We start from the raw sequence: 18,278 nt of genomic DNA, 5'->3' as shown, positions 1-18,278 counted from the left end.
AATCCCCTGGCGCCTACAGGCCTCAGCCCGCCGTGGGAGCGCTGGAGCGCATGCATGCACGTAGGTGCGGGGGAGGGGCAGAGGGGATGCGGGTCAGCGGCGGGTGACCTCCACGCTGTCGTCATCGACCGACAGATCCGCCGTGTAGGTGAAGGGCACCGACTCGGTGACCTCCTCGGTGGAGCCGTCGAACAGATCGACCGCGGTGAACGAGACCTCCGCCGTGCCCTGTGCGGAGCCCAGCGCCCAGTCCCGGCCCCCGTCCACGCCGATCGTCACGGCAGGGTCGGGCTGCTGCGTGATGCTCCATTCGACGTCTCCGTCCACGCGGCCGTCGAAGTCGTAGGAGAAGGGGCAGTCGCTCGGGTACAGGCTGCTCTGCTCGGTGCAGGTGCTCAGATCGGCGGCGATCTGCTCGGAGATCTCGGTCTCCAGAGCCTCGGACGGGGTGGCCTTCAGCGCGATGGTCTCGCTCTGCGCCTCATCGGTGAGCACCACGGAGGCGGGGTCGGTGTCGACCCAGCGCGAGGTGTAGGAGGCCGAGTAGACGCCCGGAGGGAAGGCCGCGAAGCGCTGCTCGGAGTCCGGCAGCGCCGCCGAGGCCCCATTGAGATCGGCGCTGGTGGCCCCGGGCATGGACACGGTGACCGACGGCAGGACCGATTCCTCGAAGCCCCACACCGTGAAGAACCCCCACTGGGTGTCCACCGGCACCAGCCGGTACTCGGAGGCGTGCGGCTGCCCGTCCAGGGTGAACTCGGCGCGCACCACAGCCTCCTGCGAGTCCTGCGAGACGGTCGAGATCTCGAGGTCCTCGAGAGTCTCGGTGGCCGCGGCCAGGGGCTGCCCGTCCAGCAGGATGGCGCCGTCCTCGGGGTCGACCTGCGCGTTGAGCAGGCCCAGGGCGCGGCCTCCGTCGCCGTCCTGGAGGTTCTCGAAGTACGCGCGGACATCCGTCTCGGGGCCGTACATGTACTTGTTGACCAGCGAGATCGTCAGCCACGCGGCGACCATGGCCAGTACGAGCAGGATCAGCCACATGCCGATCGCCCTGCGCACAGCCGTGTTCTGATCCATCCTCCGTACGCTAATCGATGACACCGTCCGCGCTTCGAAGGAGCCGCACCGCATGGCCGAGTCCCTCCGGCAGATCCCCGCGAGATACGGCACCGTCGAGCGGGTGCTGCACCCCCGCATCGGCTCGATGGGCCGCCGGCTGCTGGCCTGCCTGCCCGCGCTCGTGCTCGGCCTGCTGTGCCTGACGGTGCTCTGGCTGCGCCGCCCGGCGCCGCTGGGGACCATCGTGCTGGCCGTGGTGATCGTGGTCTGCGGGTTCAGCGCGTGGCGCTGGCTGCGTCCCGTGACGGTGGCGATCACGCCCACCCACGTGCTCGGCTCCCGCACGATCGGCTTCCACACGATGGAGCGGGCGAAGATCGAGCGGCTGGTGGTCGTGGAGTCCCTGCGCCGCCCAGCGCGCACCGGCGCCGACGGGCACCGGCGCCGCCGCGGCGTGGCACGGCCCTACCTCTGGGTCGCAGACGAGGCCGGTCGGCGCCTGTTCCGCATGGACGGCACGATCTGGGACCGGAAGTCCATCGACCGCCTCACGGAGCACCTGGGGGTGAAGACCGAGCGCTTCGCCCAGGCCAGCCCCGCGCACATGGCGAAGACCTGGCCGCGGCTCGTGGGCCCCTTCATGCGCCTGCCCTGGCTGCGTCCGCTGCTCACGGGGCTGGCTGCGATCGCCGCGGTCCTGCTGCTGGTGTGGATGGCCTGGCACCAGGGCTGAGCACCCGGTCCAGCCGGGGCGCCGAGTGTCGGCACCGCTGGGCCGTCGGAGCACCGGCCGGCGACCTGCCACGACGACAGCGGCCGGTCCTCCCAGGAGGGGAGGACCGGCCGCTGTCGTCATGCCGGAGGGCGGATCAGGCGTCCTGGCTGCGCATCCGCTCGATGTCGGCCTTGCGCTCCTCATTGGCCTCGCGGGTCAGCTCGGCGCCTGCCTCCTCGTCGCGGGTGAGGTTCTCGCCGGTCTGCGGGTCGAAGACGTGCATCTTGGCGGTGTTCAGCCACAGCCTGGCCTGCGAGCCGCCGCGCACGCGCGAGCTGGCGGGCAGCTCGACGACCACCTGGGCGGGCATCTCATCGGCGTCCAGGTCGCGGGCGAGCTCGTCGAGCTTGTCCTTGACGTCCCGGTCCTGCTCGAACTGCACGTAGCCGTACTGCTGGTTGCCCAGCCACTCCGTGTGCGAGAGCTCGGCGTCGAACGTGGCGCCCTTGGCCGACCACGGGGTGTCGGCGACGTCGCGGGCATCCGCGAAGTGCTCCGGGCGCACGCCCAGCACGAGCAGCTCGCCGGCCGAGTCCAGACGGCCCTGGGCGTGGGCCGGGACCGGGATCTCGCCCAGCGGCGTCACGAAGACGTCGCCGTTGCGATGGGCCGGCAGGAAGTTCATCGACGGGGCGCCGATGAACCCGGCCACGAACAGGTTGACGGGCTGCTCGTAGAGCTCGCGCGGAGAGGCGATCTGCTGCAGCTCGCCCTTCTTCAGCACGGCCACGCGGTCGCCCAGGGTCATGGCCTCGGTCTGATCGTGGGTCACGTACAGCGAGGTGATGCCCAGACGGCGCTGCAGCTGCGCGATCTCGGTGCGCATCTGCCCGCGCAGCTTGGCGTCCAGGTTGGACAGCGGCTCGTCGAACAGGAAGGCGTCGGCCTCGCGCACGATCGCACGGCCCATGGCCACGCGCTGGCGCTGGCCGCCCGAGAGGTTGCCGGGCTTGCGCTCCAGGTGATCGTCGAGATCCAGCAGGCGCGAGGCCTCGCGGACCTTGGCGTCGATCTGGTCCTCGGAGAGCTTGTCCGAGCCCTTGGCCAGGCGCAGCGGGAACGCGATGTTCTCGTACACGGTCAGGAACGGGTACAGGGCGTAGTTCTGGAAGACCATCGAGAGGTTGCGCTCTCGTGGCTGCTTCTCGTTGACGCGGGTCCCGTCGATCCGCAGCTCGCCGTCGGTGATGTCCTCCAGACCCACGACCATGCGCAGGAGGGTGGACTTTCCGCAGCCGGACGGGCCGACGAGGATCAGGAACTCGCCGTCGGCGACATCGATGCTGACTCCCTTGATGGCGGGGAAGCCGTCGTCATACTTCTTGATCAGGTTGTTCATCGTGATGGATGCCATGGTGCTGTGCGCCTCTCGTGGGGAGGAAGTGTGGGTTCGGGGCCGTGGCGGGCGATCAGCCCTTGACGGCGCCCTGGGTCAGGCCGGAGACGATCTGGCGCTGGAACAGCAGCACCAGCAGGACCACCGGGATGGTGACCACGATCGCGGCGGCGGAGATGGCTCCGGCGGGATCCTCGAACTGCGAGGCGCCGGTGAAGAAGCCCAGCGCGGCCGGCACGGGGCGGGCCGCCGACGTCGAGGTCAGGCCGATGCCGAACACGAAGTCGTTCCAGGCGATGAAGAACGCGATGATCGCGGTCGTGAAGATGCCCGGGGTCACCATGGGCACGATCACCTTGCGGAAGGACTGCAGGGTCGTGGCGCCGTCGACCTGGGCCGCGGAGTCCAGGTCCCACGGGATCTGCTGGAAGTAGGCCGCCAGCGTCCAGATGGAGATCGGCAGGGTCAGCGACAGGTACGGCAGGATCAGGCCCAGCCAGGTGTCGTAGAGCCCGATCTGGCGCCACATGTTGAACAGTGGGGTCACGATCGAGACGACGGGGAACATGGAGACCATGAGGGAGGTCGTGAGGATCAGCGACTTGCCGCGGAAGTCCAGGCGGGCGATGGCGTAGGCGCACAGGGTCGCCAGCACCACGGCGACCGCCGTGGCGATCAGCGTGATGCCGATCGAGTTGCGCAGCGCCGGGACGAAGAGGTCCTGGGCCGAGCCCACGAAGATCATCTCGTAGTTCTCCCACGTGAAATCGGAGGGCACGAAGCCGCCCGAGGTCAGGTCCGAGGGGGACTTGAACGAGTTCATGAGGATCGAGAGCACCGGGAAGAGGCACCACACGAGGACGAGGACGGTGATGACCGCCCAGCCGAGCTTCTGCTTGCCGGTCATGGGGTCAGCCCTTCCTTCCGGTGAGGTCCACCTTGAAGCCCTTGATGGCCACCAGGGCGATCAGCAGGACGCAGATGAACAGGATCACGGAGACCGCCGAGCCGAGGCCGATCTCCAGACGGGTGATCGAGGTGCGGTAGGCCAGCAGCGACAGCGACTCGGTCCCGTACTGGCCGTTGGTCATGATGTAGATGTTGTCGAAGATGCGGAAGGCGTCCAGGGCGCGGAAGACGACCGCGACCATGATGGCGGCCTTCATGGAGGGGAGGGTCACCTTGACCATGCGCTCCCACCACCCGGCGCCGTCGACCTTGGCGGCCTCGCCGAGCTCGTTCGGCACCTGCGCCAGGCCCGAGAGCAGCAGCAGGGAGATGAACGGCGTGGTCTTCCAGATCTCGGAGGCCATGATCACCAGCAGCGCGGACCAGCCCTGGCCGAACCAGTTGAAGTCCGGGCCGATGACCGGCAGCCAGGAGAACCAGTCGTTGACGTAGCCGGTGTTGATGTCGAAGGCGTAGAACCAGGCGAAGGCCGACACGACGGTGATGATGCCGTAGGGCACCAGGATCACGGTGCGCAGCAGGCCGCGCAGCTGTTTGATCGCCGAGTGCATGACCAGCGCCAGGGCGAAGCCGAGCACGAGCTCCACGGCCACGGTCACGAGGGTGATGAGCATCGTGATGCCCAGGTCCTTCCAGAACACGCCGTCGGTGAGGACCGTCCAGTAGTTCTGCAGGCCGATGAACTCGCGGTCCCTCGGAGCCGTGAGGCGGTAGGAGAACAGTGAGTCGAACAGCGCCTGGAGGATGGGGTACATGGTCACCAGCAGCATGACCGCGAAGGCCGGACCGGCCAGCAGCCAGCCGAGGCGGCGCTCGGACTTCAGCCGGTCGGAGACCGGAGCGGCATCGGGCCGATGACGGCCCTGAGTCGAGGTGCTCACAGCAGCGACTCTCCCTTCAGGACGGACTCGATGAACTCCTGCGAGTTCGCAGGCGTGCTCTCGGTGACCTCATGGATCGGGGTCCACTCCTGCTGGATGCCGGAGGAGATCTCGTTGTAGTACGGGGTCTGCGGGCGCGGTGCGGCGTCGTCCAGGGACTCGCGGATGGCCTCGTACATGGGGTAGGCCTCCTGCACGGTCTTGTCCTCGTAGGCGCTCGAGGAGGAGGCTGGGTTGCCGTCGGAGACCATGTACTGCGCCTGGTTGGCCGGATCCGAGATGCACTCGACGGCCTCCCAGGCCAGATCCTGTTGCTCGGAGCTGGAGCCCACACCCAGATTGATGCCGCCCAGCGGGGGAGCGGACGGGGTGTCCGCGTCCACGCGCGGCCAGGTGGTCCAGGCGATGTCGTCCAGCACGGACTGCTCGACCGCGCCCTCCTCGACCGCACCCTGGGTGGCCGAGTAGATGAACGGCCAGTTCACCATGAACGAGCCCTTCTCGCCGCGGAACTGCTCCATGGAGGCGTTCTCGTCCTGGGTGTCGATGCCCGGACCGCCCAGGCCCTCCTGCCCGATCGTGCCGACGATGTCGGCGGCCTTGCGGCCCTCGTCGGTGTCGAGTGCGAGCTGGAGGGTGTCGACCGAGGCGGGGTCGCCCTCCACGATCGAGCCGCCGGCGGACTCCACGAGGCTGTTGACCCACACGGTCATGGACTCGCCCCGCACGCCCTGCACTCCCAGGTACTTGTCCTGCTCGCCTGCGGCGGTGATGATCTGGTCCCACGTGACGGGCTGCGACATGTCCAGCCCGGCGGCCTCGGCCACGGACTTGCGGTACCACAGCAGCTGCGTGTTGGCCCAGAAGGGGACGGAGACGTACTCGCCGTTCCACTGGGCGCCCGTCTTGGCGCCCTCGAGGGTGTCCGCCGTGGCAGAGTCCACGAGCTCCTGCGGCGGTGCGGCCAGGAAGCCCGGCTCGGCCAGCTCGGGGATGAAGGGCGGGTCCAGGGACATGATGTCCATGGACTTGTCGCCGGCGGCCAGGCGGCGGGCCAGCTGCTCGCGCTGCGTGGCGGCATCGCGCGGCAGCAGTGAGGTCTTGATGGTGTAGGCCCCTCCGGAGTCCGCGGAGCACTGCTCGGCGATGGTGGCCTGGCCGCCGTTGTCGGGATTGATGTACCACGTCAGCTCGGCGGGGCCGTCATCATCAGATGCGCAGCCCGCCAGCATCAGTGCTCCGATCGAGGCGAGCGCTGCGGTGCGCAGTCGTCGCCGATGGTGCTCTGCTCTCACGAGGGTCCTCCGTGTGCTCGATTCGTGCGAGGCGCACCGTGGACACGGCGGGCACCTCGACGCCCCAGAGTACTCCCGGATGTGAATTGGCACACAATCATCTGGGCGAGCCCCCGGAGCTCGCGAAATGAGAGGTGAACGGGGGCGGCTCAGGCGAGCAGCAGGGCCACGACGGCCATGGTCCCCATGGCGGCCACGGAGGTCACGAGCACCACATCGCGGGTGACCGCCTCGGCGCTGCGATAGCGCACGGCTGCCACATAGACGTTCTGGGCGGTGGGCAGCGCGGCCATGAGGACAACGCCGTAGAGCATGGCGCCGTCCAGGCCCAGGGCGAGGCCGAACAGCCAGGCCAGGACGGGCTGGACGATCAGCTTCAGCGCGGAGAGCAGCGCGACCTCCCAGCGGTGGGCGCGTGTGCCCTGCAGCGGGCGGTGGGAGACCAGTGACATCCCGAACGCGGCGAGCATGCAAGGGATCGCCGCCCCGGAGATCAGCTCGATCGGCTGGTGGGCCACGGTCGGCAGCTGCCAGCCGGTGGCCGAGAAGACCACGCCGAGCAGCGAGCCCAGGATCATGGGATTCGTGGCCACCGAGCGCAGCAGCGACAGCGGGTTCGGGCGGCGCCCGAGCACCGCGATGTCCATGAGGGCGAGGTAGATGGGCGTGTAGATGGCCAGCTGGAACAGGATCACGGGCACCACGGCGGAGGCGTCGCCCAGCACGAAGGTCGTCAGCGGGATGCCCAGGTTGGCCGAGTTGACCATCGAGGCGGACTGCCCAGACATGATCACGGAGCCCAGCCGGTCGCGCCCGCCCTGCGCCCCGCGGTGCTCGACGGTCTCCGCGCGCTCTATGGGTGCGTCCTGGGGATCGGCAGCGTGCGCCTCCGTCGCCTCGGGGCTCCGAGGTGCGGACGCCGCCGCCCGGTCGCGCTCGTCGCGTCGGCGCAGGCTGCGACGGGCGAAGGCGAAGGCCCACCACAGCGAGGCGGTGGCCCAGGCGGAGACCAGCGCCACGAGTAGCGGGGCGGAGAAGATCTGGGAGACATCCGCTCCGGAGACCGTGAGGAAGAGCAGGCAGGGCGAGGCCACCCAGAAGGAGAACGCGCTCAGGGAACGCTGCCCGGCATCGCCCAGGACGCCCGCGCGGGAGACGACGGCGCCCACCAGGATGATGATCCAGATGACCGCGAATCCCGCGAGGACCCCGGCCAACTCAGTCGCGCCCGTCCGAGCCGATCCGCTCGTCCAGCTCGGCGCGCGCTGCCGGGGAGCTCACGGCATGATCGGGGGTCTTCACGTCCCCGACGACGGCCTCGGCGGGGTCCTGACCCAGGTGCACGATGCGGTTTCCGCCATCGACATGAACGACGTGCGGCTCGTACGTGCGGGCCTCCTGGTCGTCCATCTGGGCGTAGGCCATCAGGATCACCAGGTCGCCCACGCTCACGAGGTGGGCGGCCGCCCCGTTGATGCCGATCACACCCGAGCCGCGCTCGCCGGGGATCGTGTAGGTCTCCAGGCGCGCGCCGTTGGTGATGTCGACGATCTGGACCAGCTGGCCCGGCAGGATGTCGGCGGCCTCGAGCAGATCGAGGTCGACGGTCACGGAGCCCACGTAGTGCAGATCCGCGTGGGTCACGGTCGCGCGGTGGATCTTTCCGGTGAACATGGTGCGCAGCATGGCTGCCTTTCGGGAGGAGCGGATATGCCGCAGGCGGCATGCTCGAGCGATCTGCCCGCTGTGACGCTGTCGGTGCTGCCGGCGTCGGTGCAGATGAGAGGCGCCCGCAGTCCGAGGGGCTGCGGGCGCTGTCGGTGCAGACCGACGAGAGAGCGGCTGACGGGAATCGAACCCGCGTATCAGGCTTGGGAAGCGTGCGCTCTACCATTGAGCTACAGCCGCGCGACGAACGCCGACTCTAGCGCAGTGCACGACTCGGCGCCAATGCGCCGGGTGCCTGGGTGGGCTACCGTGGCAGCCGTGCTGCTCTCCGACCGCGACATCCGCGCCGAGCTCGAGGCCCAGCGGGTCCGGCTCGAGCCCTGCGACCTCGACCTCATCCAGCCCTCGAGCATCGACGTCCGCCTGGACCGGTGGTTCCGGCTCTTCGACAACCACAAGCACGCCGTGATCGATCCGTCGCTCGAGCAGCCCGGGCTCACCCGGCTCGTGGAGGTCGATCCGGACGAGCCCTTCGTGCTGCACCCCGGCGAGTTCGTGCTGGGGGCCACCTACGAGTGCGTGAGCCTGCCCGATGACATCGCCGCCCGGCTGGAGGGCAAGTCCTCGCTGGGGCGCCTGGGCCTGCTGACGCATTCGACCGCGGGCTTCATCGACCCCGGCTTCTCCGGGCATGTGACCCTTGAGCTGTCCAACATGGCCACGCTGCCGATCAAGCTGTGGCCGGGCTCGAAGGTCGGGCAGCTGTGCTTCTTCCGGCTCTCGTCCTCCGCCGAGGAGCCCTACGGCACGGGCGATCACCAGAACCGCTACCAGGGCCAGCGCGGGCCCACGGCCTCGCGCTCGCACCTGAGCTTCCACCGCACGCGGCTGCCGCGCTGAGGAGCACTCGGGCGGCGCGGGCTGCTGTGCGCAGCCGCATGCTGCAGGACTCAGGCGGTGTGCGCGGTGGAGACCGCTTCGGCGGCGGTCACGGCGGGCCGGGGCCGCGTGGGCAGCCCGATCATCATGAGAAGGCCCAGCAGGACGACGGCCACGATGCCCAGGATCCCGTAGCGCTGTTCACCGAAGACGCCGATGGCCGTCCCGAACAGCAGCGGGGCCAGGAAGCTCACCGCTCGCCCGGTCGTGGCGTAGAGCCCGTAGAGGGAGCCCTCCGTGCCCTCGGTGGTCAGCCGCCCCAGATAGGACCGCGACGAGGCCTGGGCCGGGCCGACCGCCACGCACAGCGCCAGGCCGCAGACCCAGAAGGCCCCCTTGCCCTCGAGCAGCATCAGGGCGGTGCCGGCCACGGCGACCAGGGCCAGTGCGGCGACGATCACCGGCTTGGGACCCAGGCGGTCGTCGAGCTGGCCGCCCAGCAATGCACCGAGGCCCGCGATCAGGTTGCCCGCGATCGCGAAGATCATGACCTCGGTGAGGCTGAACCCGAAGGTCCCCGCAGCGATCAGGCCGCCGAAGGCGAACACGGCGGAGAGGCCGTCGCGGAACACGGCCGAGGCCGCGAGGAAGTGTAGCGCCCGACGATCTGTGCGCCAGAGGTGGACCACCATGCGCACGATCTCCCGGTAGGGAGCCAGAGCTCCGCCGCCGGTGCCCGGGGCCCGGTGGCTGGGACACCGGACTTCGATGCGGCGCAGGCTCACGATCAGCGGGACAGCCAGGACGACGCACCACACGGCGCAGAACAGGGCGACCGCCCGGACGTTGAGGGCCTCGTGCGTGGGCAGCCCCACGAAGCCGGGCGTGATGAAGCCGAACAGCACGAACGCGGTGGCCAGGATCGAGAAGATGTAGCCGATAGCCCAGCCGCGTCCGCTAACGCGTCCGATCGACTCCGGGGAGGTCAGCCCGGGAAGGGCCGCGTAGTAGTCCACGACGGCGAGCTCCTTGGCCGCGTTGGCGGCGCTGAGCAGGACGACGCCGAGCATGAGCAGCTGCTCCTCGGGGCGCACGAGGAAGCAGGCTGCCGTGCACGCCGCGCAGATCCCCGTGAACACGGCGATGCCGGTCGATCGGCGGCCGCTGCGGTCGGAGAGCCAGCCGATCAGCGGAGCCGCCACGGCGATCATCACCGCGGCCACGACCGTTCCCCGGGACAGCATCTGCGTGGCGTGCTCGGTGCTGCCGAAGGACCCTGACGTCAGGTACGTCCCGAAGACGAACGTGATCATCAGCGCATCGATGACCGAGATCGCGGCGTCGTAGAGGTACCAGGAGCGCAGGGCGCCGTCTCCGGCGGGGGACAGTCGGGCAGCAGGCACCGGAGAGCTGGCCGAGGTCCGCGCAGAGGCATCCATGATGCTGAAGAGTAGAGCCGGAGGGACCCAGCGGACGAGTTCGCGACGAGGGGAAGACCGGCCCGCGCGCGCCGGGGACCGCCGGTGATTGATAATCTGCTGAAGCAGTTCCCCACAAGGCGCCTCCAGCCGTGCCCCGGAACCGGTCCCTCGGGCGCCGATCCGGGAAGCCGCGCTCTGTCGGCGCCGACACCTCGAATCGCAGCGGAGGCGCACGTGCTGGCAGTGCTGATCGCCCACGCAGCCATCGCTCTGCTCGCACCGTCCCTGTTCAGCCGCTTCGGCCGATCCGCCTTCTACGTCATCGCGGCGGTGCCGGCGGCCTCCTTCGTCTGGGTGCTGCTGCAGGGCGGGCCCGCGCACTCCGGGCAGTGGCAGCAGGTGATCCCCTGGCTGCCCACCCTGGATCTGGCGATCGCCCTGCGCACGGACTCCCTGGCCTGGGTGATGTCGCTGATCGTGCTGGGCATCGGCGCGCTCGTGCTGGCGTATTGCGCCCGCTACTTCTCCGAGGACTCCCCGGACACCGGATCGTTCGGCGCGCAGCTGGTCGCCTTCGCCGGAGCCATGTACGGACTCGTCGTGGCCGACGACCTCCTGCTGCTGTTCATCTTCTGGGAGATCACGACCGTCCTGTCGTTCCTGCTCATCAGCTATGCCCGTGTGCGGCTCTCGGCCCGTCGCGCCTCCATGCAGGCGCTGATCATCACGACTGCCGGCGGTCTGACCATGCTGGTGGGCGTCATCCTGCTGGGCCAGTCCGCCGGCACCTACCGGATCTCCGAGCTCGTGGCCATGGGCCCGCAGCTGGGCTCGCGCGGGCCGATCATCGACGTCGCGATCGCACTGCTGCTCGTGGGCGCTGTGACCAAGTCGGCGCTGATCCCGTTCCACTTCTGGCTGCCTGAGGCCATGGCTGCCCCCACACCGGTCTCGGCCTATCTGCACGCCGCCTCCATGGTGAAGGCCGGCGTCTACCTGGTGGCGCGGCTGGCCCCGGGCTATTCGGACACCGCAGCCTGGCAGCCCATGCTGCTCACGCTCGGCGCGGGCACCATGGTCTTCGGCGGCTGGGTCGCCATGCGCCAGTACGACCTCAAGCTGCTGCTGGCCTACGGCACCGTGTCCCAGCTGGGCTTCATGGTCCTGGTCCTGTCCGTCGGCACACCCGACGCCGCCCTGGCTGGCATGGCCCTGCTCGTGGGCCATGCCCTGTTCAAGGCGACCCTCTTCCTCACGGTGGGGATCATCGACCACGAGACCGGCACCCGCGATATCCGCAAGCTCTCCGGGCTTGGTCGGCAGATGCCCGTGCTGCTGGTCGTGGCGATCGTCGCCGCTGCGTCGATGGCGGGCATCCCGCCGTTCGGGGGATTCGTGGCCAAGGAGGCGGTGCTGGCCACCCTGGTCCACGACGTCCAGGCGCACACCGGGGATGCCCTGGGGTGGATCCGCCTGCTCGGCGTGGTCCTGGGCTCGGTGTTCACCGTCGTGTACTCGGCCCGCTTCGTGTGGGGCGCCTTCGGGACCAAGCGCAGCGCGTTCGCCCAGCTGCCCGTGGGAGAGGACGGCCGGCCCATGCGCACCCCGGCCCACCACGCAGCTCGCGCCTTCGTGGCCCCTGCCGTGGTCCTCACGGTCCTCACGATCGCCTACGGCTTCGTGCCCGCGCCGGTGGAGCACTCGCTGCAGCCCTGGGTGGACGACTTCGCAGGCCAGGCCACGCTGCACCTGGCGCTGTGGCACGGCATCAGCGCCGCGCTGCTGATCTCGCTGGGGATCATCGCGCTCGGGCTCGTCCTGCATGCCAACCGCCGCACGCTGGCCGCCGTCCTGCACGGCCTGCCCCACATGAGGCCGGCCGAGCGGATCTACCGCGAGGTCATCGACTCCCTGGACAAGCTGGCCGTGTGGGTCACCGGCAAGACGCAGAGGGGCTCGCTGAGCTTCTACCTGGCCGTCATCCTGATCACGGCGATCGTCGTGCCGGTCACCGTCCTGTTCCTGTACGAGACCCCGCCGCTGGGCTCCATGCGCATCGCGGACTCGTGGGGCCAGCTCGTGGCGGCCGCACTGATCATCGGAGCCTGCCTGGCCGTGCTTCGCGCGGGCAAGCGCTTCCTGGCGGTTCTGCTGGTCTCCGTCACGGGCTACGGCCTGGCGCTGACCTTCGCCCTGCAGGGCGCCCCGGACCTCGCCCTGACGCAGACCCTCGTGGAGACCATCGCCCTGGTGGCCTTCGTGCTCGCGCTGCGGACCCTGCCGGCACCGGTGTGGGACCGCAAGGCCGATCGCAGCCGTCTGCCGCGGGCGATCATCGCGATCCTCTTCGGCGCCTTCATGATGCTGCTGACCGCGTTCTCCATGGCCTCGCGCACCGAGTCCCCGATCTCGTTCGCCATGCCGCGGCTGGCCTACGAGGACGGCGACGGAGCGAACGTCGTGAACGTGCTGCTCGTGGACATCCGCGTGTGGGACACCTTCGGGGAGATCTCCGTGCTGGTCCTGGCGGCCACCGGCATCGCCTCGCTGATCTTCGTGCTCGGTCGCCGCGACCGCCCGCACGCCGCCGCCCAGCCCAGCACCGGGCAGATCCGCCAGATCCGCCAGCGCGCCGAGATCACCGCGCGCAGCTTCGAGACGGAGTTCGACCGCGCCTCGCGGTCCTTCCGCGGCGACGAGGACGACCCCTACATCGTTGCCGGTCGCACGCTGTCCCCGGAGCGGCGCTCGATCGTGCTCGAGATCGTCACCCGGCTGCTGTTCCACACGATCATCATGGTCTCGCTGTACTTCCTGATCGCCGGGCACAACCTCCCCGGCGGCGGCTTCGCCGGCGGTCTGACCGCGGGCCTGGCGCTCACACTGCGCTATCTCGCCGGCGGGCGCTACGAGCTGTGGCGCTCCACGCCCATCAACGCGGGCACCATGCTGGGCCTGGGCCTGGCCATCGCCGCGGTGTACGCGATCGCCCCGATCTTCTTCGGCGGCTCGATCATGCAGAGCTACACGCTCGAAGCGGACTGGCCGATCATTGGCCACGTGAAGTTCGTGACCGCCATGATCTTCGACATCGGCGTGTACCTGGTGGTCGTGGGCATGGTCCTGGACGTCCTGCGCTCGCTCGGCGGGCAGATCGATCGGCACACCGAGGACGAGGCGCTGCGCCGTCGTCGTCGTGCCGCCGGTCGCGGCGGTGCGCGCATCCGCGTGGTGCGCCGTCCCTCCTCGGAGCCGGGAAGCACCGGGGCGATCACCGTGCTGCGCGAGGAGGCCAGCGACGACGTCGACCTGACCGAGAGCGACGCCACGCAGGACGTGAAGGTCTCCGAGACCGAGCTCAAGGACTTCGGGGGCGGCATGCGCCGGGAGCAGATCCTGGGCGCCGGCCGGGCTTCGAGCACCGACGACGACCGGACGGGGGAGGGACGACGATGAGCCTGAACCTCACCCTGCTGGTGGTCATGGGCGTGCTCTACGCCGTGGGCGTCTACATGTTGCTGGAGCGCTCCCTGACCCGCGTGCTGCTGGGCATCATGCTGCTGACCAACGGCACGAATCTGCTGCTGCTGCACACCGGCGGGCTGCCGGGGCGCTCGCCTCTCTACGACTCCGGGCTGGACCCGAGGGCGTACTCGGATCCGCTGCCGCAGGCGCTGGTGCTCACGGCGATCGTGATCGGCTTCGCGATCACCGCGTTCCTGCTGGGCATGATCTACCGCTCCTGGGTGCTCTCCCACCGCGATGAGATCACCGACGACGCCGCGGACCGCCGCGTGGCCGTCCAGTCCTCCTACGACGAGGAGCTGGATGCCGAGGTCCCCGAGGAGGACTCGGAGTTCGACGACGACGAGATCGACAAGCACGAGAAGGAGAGGGCCGAGGAGCTGGCACGCCACCGCAGGGAGCAGGAGTCCGCTGAACGGCGGCGCCAGCGCAAGGAGGACCGGCGATGAGCTTCGACATCATCCAGCTCGCCCCGCTGGCCATCATCCTGCCGTTCCTGGGCGCGGCGCTGTCGCTGCTGCTGGTGCACCGCAACCGGACGCAGCGCTTCGTGGCGATCATGTCGCTGTCGCTGACGCTGCTGTCCGAGTGCCTCGTGCTGGCCGAGGCGTGGGAGTCCGGACCCACCTCGATCAACATCGCCGGGTGGCAGGCGCCGTTCGGCATCGTGCTGGTGCTGGATCAGCTCTCGGCCATCATGCTCGTGGTCTCGACCCTGGTCTCGCTCACGGTGCTGCTGTTCGCAACCGGGCAGGGCATCGCCGACGGCGATGACGACGGCCCCATCTCCATCTTCTACCCCACGTTCCTGATCCTGGTCGCCGGCGTCTCCAACGCGTTCCTGGCCGGGGATCTGTTCAACCTCTACGTGGGCTTCGAGATCCTGCTGATGGCCTCCTACGTGCTGATGACCATGGGCGGGACGACCCAGCGCATCCGGGCCGGCGTGACCTACGTGGTCGTGTCCGTGATCTCCTCGGTCCTGTTCCTGATCGCGATCGCGATGATCTACGCGGCCACGGGCACAGTGAACATGGCCGATCTGGCCGTCAAGCTCGCCGATCTGCCGGTGGGCACCCAGATGCAGCTGCACCTGATGCTGCTGATCGCCTTCGGCATCAAGGCAGCGGTCTTCCCGCTGTCCTTCTGGCTGCCGGACTCCTACCCCACGGCCTCCGCCCCCGTGACCGCCGTGTTCGCGGGCCTGCTCACCAAGGTGGGCGTCTATGCGATCATCCGCACGGAGACCCTGCTGTTCCCCGGGGAGAGAGCGGATCAGCTGCTGCTGTGGGTCTCGCTGCTCACGATGATCGTGGGCATCCTGGGGGCCCTGGCCCAGATCGACATCAAGCGCCTGCTGTCCTTCACGCTGGTCAGCCACATCGGCTACATGATCTTCGGCATCTCCGTGGGCTCCCAGGCCGCGCTGGCGGCGGTGGTCTACTACGTGGTCCACCACATCATCATCCAGACCAGCCTCTTCCTGGTAGCCGGTCTGATCGAGCGCCGCGGCGGGTCCACCAGCACCGACCGCCTGGGCGGGCTGGTCGTCCTGTCCCCGCTGCTGGCCCTGCTGTTCATGATCCCGGCCCTGAACCTGGGCGGCATCCCGCCGTTCTCCGGCTTCCTCGGCAAGGTGGCCCTGATCCAGGCGGGCACCGATCAGGGCGGCTGGGCCGTCTGGGTCGTGATCGCCGGCTCCGTGCTCACGTCGCTGCTGACGCTCATGGCCCTGATGCGCATCTGGAACAAGGCCTTCCTGCGCGCTGCCGATGATGCCGACTACCCCGATCCGGTCCTGCTCGTCTCCCGGGAGGGGGCCCGCGAGCACGGACCTCGCTCCAGCGCGTCAGTGTCCATGAAGGCGGAGGGCGGGGGCCGCTGGGCCGGTCGCAGCAATGTGCAGCTCATGCCCCTGTCCATGGTGCTGCCCACCGGGGTGCTCGTGGCCGTCGGAGCGGCGCTCACCGTCTTCGCCGGGCCGCTGTTCTCCCTGGCCGACAATGCCGCCGAGAACCTGGGGCAACCGCAGCGCTACGTCGAGGCGGTCTTCGGTCAGGGGTCTGGGCCGCGCGGCGTCGTGGACGACGACCAGGATCCGAACTCGGATGCCACGGCCCCGGTGGTGCCTGAGGGCGAGCAGTACGGGGAGGATGTGGGCCAGGACAGCGGCGCCGGGATCCAGCAGGAGGTCTACGACGGCACGGATTCCCGGCCCTCGCCCAAGGGCTCCGAGCCCAGCCCTGAGGCCGAGCACTCCGAGGAGGCAGACCAGTGAGCTCGACTGCGACATCCCGAGGGGCACCGCGCGGGTCGGGCTCCGTCCCGCCGCGCAGGCGCGAACACCGCTGGGCCGTGGAGGTCCCCCTGATCCTGTGGCTCATGCTCGTGTGGGCGGTGCTGTGGGGGGAGCTGACGGCCAAGAACCTCCTGGTGGGCCTGGTCCTGGCCCTGCTGGTCACCCGAGCCCTGGCGCTGCCGCCGGTGCAGCTGTCCAGCCGGTTCAACGCGGTGCATGCCGTGACCTTGGCCTTGACCTTTCTGTGGCAGGTCACCCGGGCCAGCTTCGAGGTCATGTGGACCGTGATCGCACATGGGCCGCGCGCCTCGTCGGCGGTCACGGCCGTGCAGCTGCGCTCGCATTCGGATCTGATCCTCACGGCCACCGGCAGCACCACGGGTCTGATCCCGGGCTCGGTGCTGCTGGAGGTGGACCGCCCGAATGCGATCCTGTACTTCCACGTGCTGGACGTGCACGGCGATGAGGACATCGAGCACTTCCGGGAGAGCGTGCGCAATACCGAGGCGGCCTGGCTTCGCATGATGGGCTCGCCGGAGGACTACGCGGCCCTGCGCCGCGAGGATGTGGCGAAGGGGCGCAGGCGCAGCCCGCGTGCCGTGCTGCGCAGCTGGGCGGGCTACGCCCGCAGGGCCCGAGACGGACGACGCGAAGAGGAGCGGAGCCGATGAGCACCATCGTCATGGCCGTGTGCCTCGTGATGCTCGCCGGCGCCGCCGCCGGTGTGCTGTACCGCCTGGTGAAGGGGCCCTCGCTGCTGGATCGGGTGCTCTCCAGCGATGTCCTGCTCTCCGTGGTGGTCTCCGCGATCGCCCTGGAGATGGTCTGGAGCGATCACGCCGACTACATGATGGTCATCGTGGCCGTCTCGCTGCTGGGATTCATCGGCTCGGTGTCCGTGGCGCGGTTCGTGCAGCCCACGCGGCCCCGGAAGGCCGGGCAGACGGATGAGGGCGCCACCAAGGAGCCCGTCGAGCGCGCAGGGGCCGAGCGCGGCGACCGGAGCGCCCCGGCGAGCGGACCCAGCCCCGCTGAGAAGGAGGGGCCCCGCTGATGGACATCATGGATCTCGTGCTGGACATCGTCGTGGGAGTCCTGCTGCTCGTGGGCTGCCTCATGTCCCTGACGGCCGGACTCGGCCTGATCCGGCTGCCGGACGTCCTCTCGCGCATGCACGCCGCCACCAAGCCGCAGGTGCTGGGTCTGCTGTGCATGCTGCTGGCCGTGGTGATCCACTCCCGCGAGTGGTCGCTGCTGCCGCTGGCCCTCCTGGGCTGGGGCCTGATGCTGCTCACCGCGCCGGTCTCGGCCCACATGGTGGGGCGCTCGAGCTATCGGACCAAGCACGTCCTTGACGAGACGCTGATCGCCGATGATCTGGCGGCGGCCCTGGACCAGGCCGACACGGCCGAATCGGGCGACGGCGACCTCCGATCGTGACGATCGCCCGGGCGCCGAGCGCGCTAGGGTGAGCACCGAACCTCCGGCGCCGCGCGGCGCCGGTTCCGCGATCTCCCGAGTGGCTCACTCGGGGTAGGAGATGACATGAACCCCAAGATCCTGGGACTCGTCGGCACCGGCGCGTCCGTGCTGGGCGTGCAGGCCGCCACCAAGGGCCTCGACTTCGCGTGGAAGAAGGTCACCGGCCGACCGGTCCCGTCCAAGAGCGAGGACCCCCGTGATGATCTGTGGCTCGACATCGTGCTCTTCGCCGTGCTCAGCGGCGTGCTGCGCACGGTCGTGCGGACCCTGGTCAACCGTCAGGTGGCGGATCAGAAGGAGAAGGCCGAGCTCAAAAAGCAGGAGAAGGCCGAGACTCGCGCCTGACCTCACCCGATCGGGCCCGCCCTTCGGGTTCGGGCCGCTGATCGAGGATGAAGGCGCCGGGAGCCGCGTGCTCCCGGCGCCTTCATCCGTTCCGAATCCGGCTGAGGGCGACCTGCATCTGCTGCGCGTCTGGCGTAGGATCCTAGGTACACGACAGGGGAGCGCCCGAGGGCGCTGAGAGTGCGGTCCGCCGCAGACCCTCGAACCTGCTCCGGCTAGCACCGGCGAAGGAAGTCGAGCATCTCGGAGGTGCTGCTCGCGCGTTCCTGCGGGCGCCCCGCCCACGCAGCATCGCGCGAGAAGCGCTTCTCCCCTCCTGACGACAGGGACGCCGCGGCGCCCCC

17 protein-coding genes, 1 tRNA gene and 1 riboswitch are annotated in these 18,278 nt (G+C 69.4%); of the genes, 9 read left to right on the top strand and 9 right to left on the bottom strand.

Features of this window, described 5'->3' with window-relative positions:
• Nucleotides 1-93 precede the first annotated feature (93 nt).
• Nucleotides 94-1,077, bottom strand: a complete 984-nt coding sequence (locus M3E84_RS05085; RefSeq protein ID WP_259894998.1) for a hypothetical protein — start codon at nucleotides 1,075-1,077, stop codon at nucleotides 94-96.
• 52 nt (nucleotides 1,078-1,129) lie between these two features.
• On the opposite strand from M3E84_RS05085, the gene M3E84_RS05080 reads away from it, so the two are divergent.
• Nucleotides 1,130-1,792, top strand: coding sequence for a hypothetical protein (locus tag M3E84_RS05080; protein ID WP_259894996.1), 663 nt, complete (start codon nucleotides 1,130-1,132; stop codon nucleotides 1,790-1,792).
• 136 nt (nucleotides 1,793-1,928) lie between these two features.
• Here M3E84_RS05080 and M3E84_RS05075 read toward each other — a convergent pair whose 3' ends face one another.
• The 7 genes from M3E84_RS05075 to M3E84_RS05045 form a co-directional block, all read right to left on the bottom strand.
• A complete protein-coding gene (locus M3E84_RS05075) occupies nucleotides 1,929-3,188 on the bottom strand; it encodes an ABC transporter ATP-binding protein (protein WP_259894994.1) in 1,260 nt (419 codons plus the stop codon).
• A gap of 55 nt (nucleotides 3,189-3,243) precedes the next feature.
• Nucleotides 3,244-4,077: a carbohydrate ABC transporter permease gene (locus M3E84_RS05070; RefSeq protein WP_259894992.1), complete on the bottom strand. Its 834-nt coding sequence runs from the start codon at nucleotides 4,075-4,077 to the stop codon at nucleotides 3,244-3,246.
• A 4-nt stretch (nucleotides 4,078-4,081) separates the two neighbouring features.
• A complete protein-coding gene (locus M3E84_RS05065; protein WP_311200436.1) occupies nucleotides 4,082-5,020 on the bottom strand; it encodes a sugar ABC transporter permease in 939 nt (312 codons plus the stop codon).
• Nucleotides 5,017-6,315: an extracellular solute-binding protein gene (locus M3E84_RS05060; RefSeq protein ID WP_259894990.1), complete on the bottom strand. Its 1,299-nt coding sequence runs from the start codon at nucleotides 6,313-6,315 to the stop codon at nucleotides 5,017-5,019. Before M3E84_RS05060 ends, M3E84_RS05065 begins: the two co-directional genes overlap by 4 nt.
• A gap of 149 nt (nucleotides 6,316-6,464) precedes the next feature.
• Nucleotides 6,465-7,532: an AEC family transporter gene (locus M3E84_RS05055; RefSeq protein WP_259894988.1), complete on the bottom strand. Its 1,068-nt coding sequence runs from the start codon at nucleotides 7,530-7,532 to the stop codon at nucleotides 6,465-6,467.
• A 1-nt stretch (nucleotide 7,533) separates the two neighbouring features.
• Entirely contained in the window at nucleotides 7,534-8,001 is a 468-nt protein-coding gene (panD, locus tag M3E84_RS05050) for an aspartate 1-decarboxylase (protein WP_259894986.1), read from the bottom strand.
• Nucleotides 8,002-8,152: 151 nt separating this feature from the next.
• Nucleotides 8,153-8,223 (bottom strand) — tRNA-Gly (locus M3E84_RS05045).
• A 78-nt stretch (nucleotides 8,224-8,301) separates the two neighbouring features.
• Between M3E84_RS05045 and dcd the strand changes: the two genes are divergently transcribed.
• Complete coding sequence (dcd, locus tag M3E84_RS05040; RefSeq protein ID WP_259894984.1) at nucleotides 8,302-8,883, top strand: dCTP deaminase; 582 nt, start codon at nucleotides 8,302-8,304, stop codon at nucleotides 8,881-8,883.
• A 50-nt stretch (nucleotides 8,884-8,933) separates the two neighbouring features.
• On the opposite strand, the gene M3E84_RS05035 is transcribed toward dcd, so the two are convergent.
• Complete coding sequence (locus M3E84_RS05035; protein ID WP_259894982.1) at nucleotides 8,934-10,301, bottom strand: MFS transporter; 1,368 nt, start codon at nucleotides 10,299-10,301, stop codon at nucleotides 8,934-8,936.
• Between the two features lie 216 nt (nucleotides 10,302-10,517).
• Between M3E84_RS05035 and M3E84_RS05030 the strand changes: the two genes are divergently transcribed.
• The 7 genes from M3E84_RS05030 to M3E84_RS05000 all read left to right on the top strand — a co-directional run bounded on the left by M3E84_RS05030 (nucleotide 10,518) and on the right by M3E84_RS05000 (nucleotide 17,934).
• On the top strand, nucleotides 10,518-13,739 hold the full coding sequence (locus M3E84_RS05030; RefSeq protein ID WP_259894981.1) for a Na+/H+ antiporter subunit A: 3,222 nt from the start codon (nucleotides 10,518-10,520) through the stop codon (nucleotides 13,737-13,739).
• Complete coding sequence (locus M3E84_RS05025; RefSeq protein WP_259894979.1) at nucleotides 13,736-14,257, top strand: Na(+)/H(+) antiporter subunit C; 522 nt, start codon at nucleotides 13,736-13,738, stop codon at nucleotides 14,255-14,257. The genes M3E84_RS05030 and M3E84_RS05025 overlap by 4 nt, the downstream gene beginning before the upstream one ends.
• Nucleotides 14,254-16,086: a Na+/H+ antiporter subunit D gene (locus M3E84_RS05020; protein ID WP_259894978.1), complete on the top strand. Its 1,833-nt coding sequence runs from the start codon at nucleotides 14,254-14,256 to the stop codon at nucleotides 16,084-16,086. Before M3E84_RS05025 ends, M3E84_RS05020 begins: the two co-directional genes overlap by 4 nt.
• The gene (locus M3E84_RS05015; protein WP_259894977.1) at nucleotides 16,083-16,778 is read left to right on the top strand and encodes a Na+/H+ antiporter subunit E; all 696 of its coding nucleotides are present in this window, start codon (nucleotides 16,083-16,085) and stop codon (nucleotides 16,776-16,778) included. Before M3E84_RS05020 ends, M3E84_RS05015 begins: the two co-directional genes overlap by 4 nt.
• On the top strand, nucleotides 16,775-17,161 hold the full coding sequence (locus M3E84_RS12395) for a monovalent cation/H+ antiporter complex subunit F (protein WP_311200435.1): 387 nt from the start codon (nucleotides 16,775-16,777) through the stop codon (nucleotides 17,159-17,161). The genes M3E84_RS05015 and M3E84_RS12395 overlap by 4 nt, the downstream gene beginning before the upstream one ends.
• Nucleotides 17,161-17,547 (top strand): monovalent cation/H(+) antiporter subunit G, encoded by a 387-nt coding sequence (gene mnhG, locus M3E84_RS05005; RefSeq protein ID WP_259894976.1) that lies wholly within the window; start codon nucleotides 17,161-17,163, stop codon nucleotides 17,545-17,547. The genes M3E84_RS12395 and mnhG overlap by 1 nt, the downstream gene beginning before the upstream one ends.
• A gap of 105 nt (nucleotides 17,548-17,652) precedes the next feature.
• The gene (locus tag M3E84_RS05000) at nucleotides 17,653-17,934 is read left to right on the top strand and encodes a DUF4235 domain-containing protein (protein ID WP_259894974.1); all 282 of its coding nucleotides are present in this window, start codon (nucleotides 17,653-17,655) and stop codon (nucleotides 17,932-17,934) included.
• Nucleotides 17,935-18,079: 145 nt separating this feature from the next.
• Nucleotides 18,080-18,184: riboswitch (TPP riboswitch) on the top strand.
• Nucleotides 18,185-18,278: the final 94 nt, after the last annotated feature.

The sequence above is a fragment of the Kocuria sp. p3-SID1428 genome, assembly GCF_025149945.1.
Classification (GTDB): Bacteria; Actinomycetota; Actinomycetes; order Actinomycetales; family Micrococcaceae; genus Kocuria.
This window is presented reverse-complemented; position numbering and strand designations above follow the sequence as displayed.

Excerpts from the sequence above, each read along its gene's own strand:
- M3E84_RS05080 (WP_259894996.1), top strand. The coding sequence starts at position 1,130 with ATGGCCGAGTCCCTCCGGCAGATCCCCGCGAGATACGGCACCGTCGAG.
- M3E84_RS05085 (WP_259894998.1), bottom strand. The coding sequence starts at position 1,077 with ATGGATCAGAACACGGCTGTGCGCAGGGCGATCGGCATGTGGCTGATC.
- mnhG (WP_259894976.1), top strand. The coding sequence starts at position 17,161 with ATGGACATCATGGATCTCGTGCTGGACATCGTCGTGGGAGTCCTGCTG.
- panD (WP_259894986.1), bottom strand. The coding sequence starts at position 8,001 with ATGCTGCGCACCATGTTCACCGGAAAGATCCACCGCGCGACCGTGACC.
- M3E84_RS05070 (WP_259894992.1), bottom strand. The coding sequence starts at position 4,077 with ATGACCGGCAAGCAGAAGCTCGGCTGGGCGGTCATCACCGTCCTCGTC.
- M3E84_RS05075 (WP_259894994.1), bottom strand. The coding sequence starts at position 3,188 with ATGGCATCCATCACGATGAACAACCTGATCAAGAAGTATGACGACGGC.
- M3E84_RS12395 (WP_311200435.1), top strand. The coding sequence starts at position 16,775 with ATGAGCACCATCGTCATGGCCGTGTGCCTCGTGATGCTCGCCGGCGCC.
- M3E84_RS05035 (WP_259894982.1), bottom strand. The coding sequence starts at position 10,301 with ATGGATGCCTCTGCGCGGACCTCGGCCAGCTCTCCGGTGCCTGCTGCC.
- M3E84_RS05020 (WP_259894978.1), top strand. The coding sequence starts at position 14,254 with ATGAGCTTCGACATCATCCAGCTCGCCCCGCTGGCCATCATCCTGCCG.
- M3E84_RS05000 (WP_259894974.1), top strand. The coding sequence starts at position 17,653 with ATGAACCCCAAGATCCTGGGACTCGTCGGCACCGGCGCGTCCGTGCTG.
- M3E84_RS05025 (WP_259894979.1), top strand. The coding sequence starts at position 13,736 with ATGAGCCTGAACCTCACCCTGCTGGTGGTCATGGGCGTGCTCTACGCC.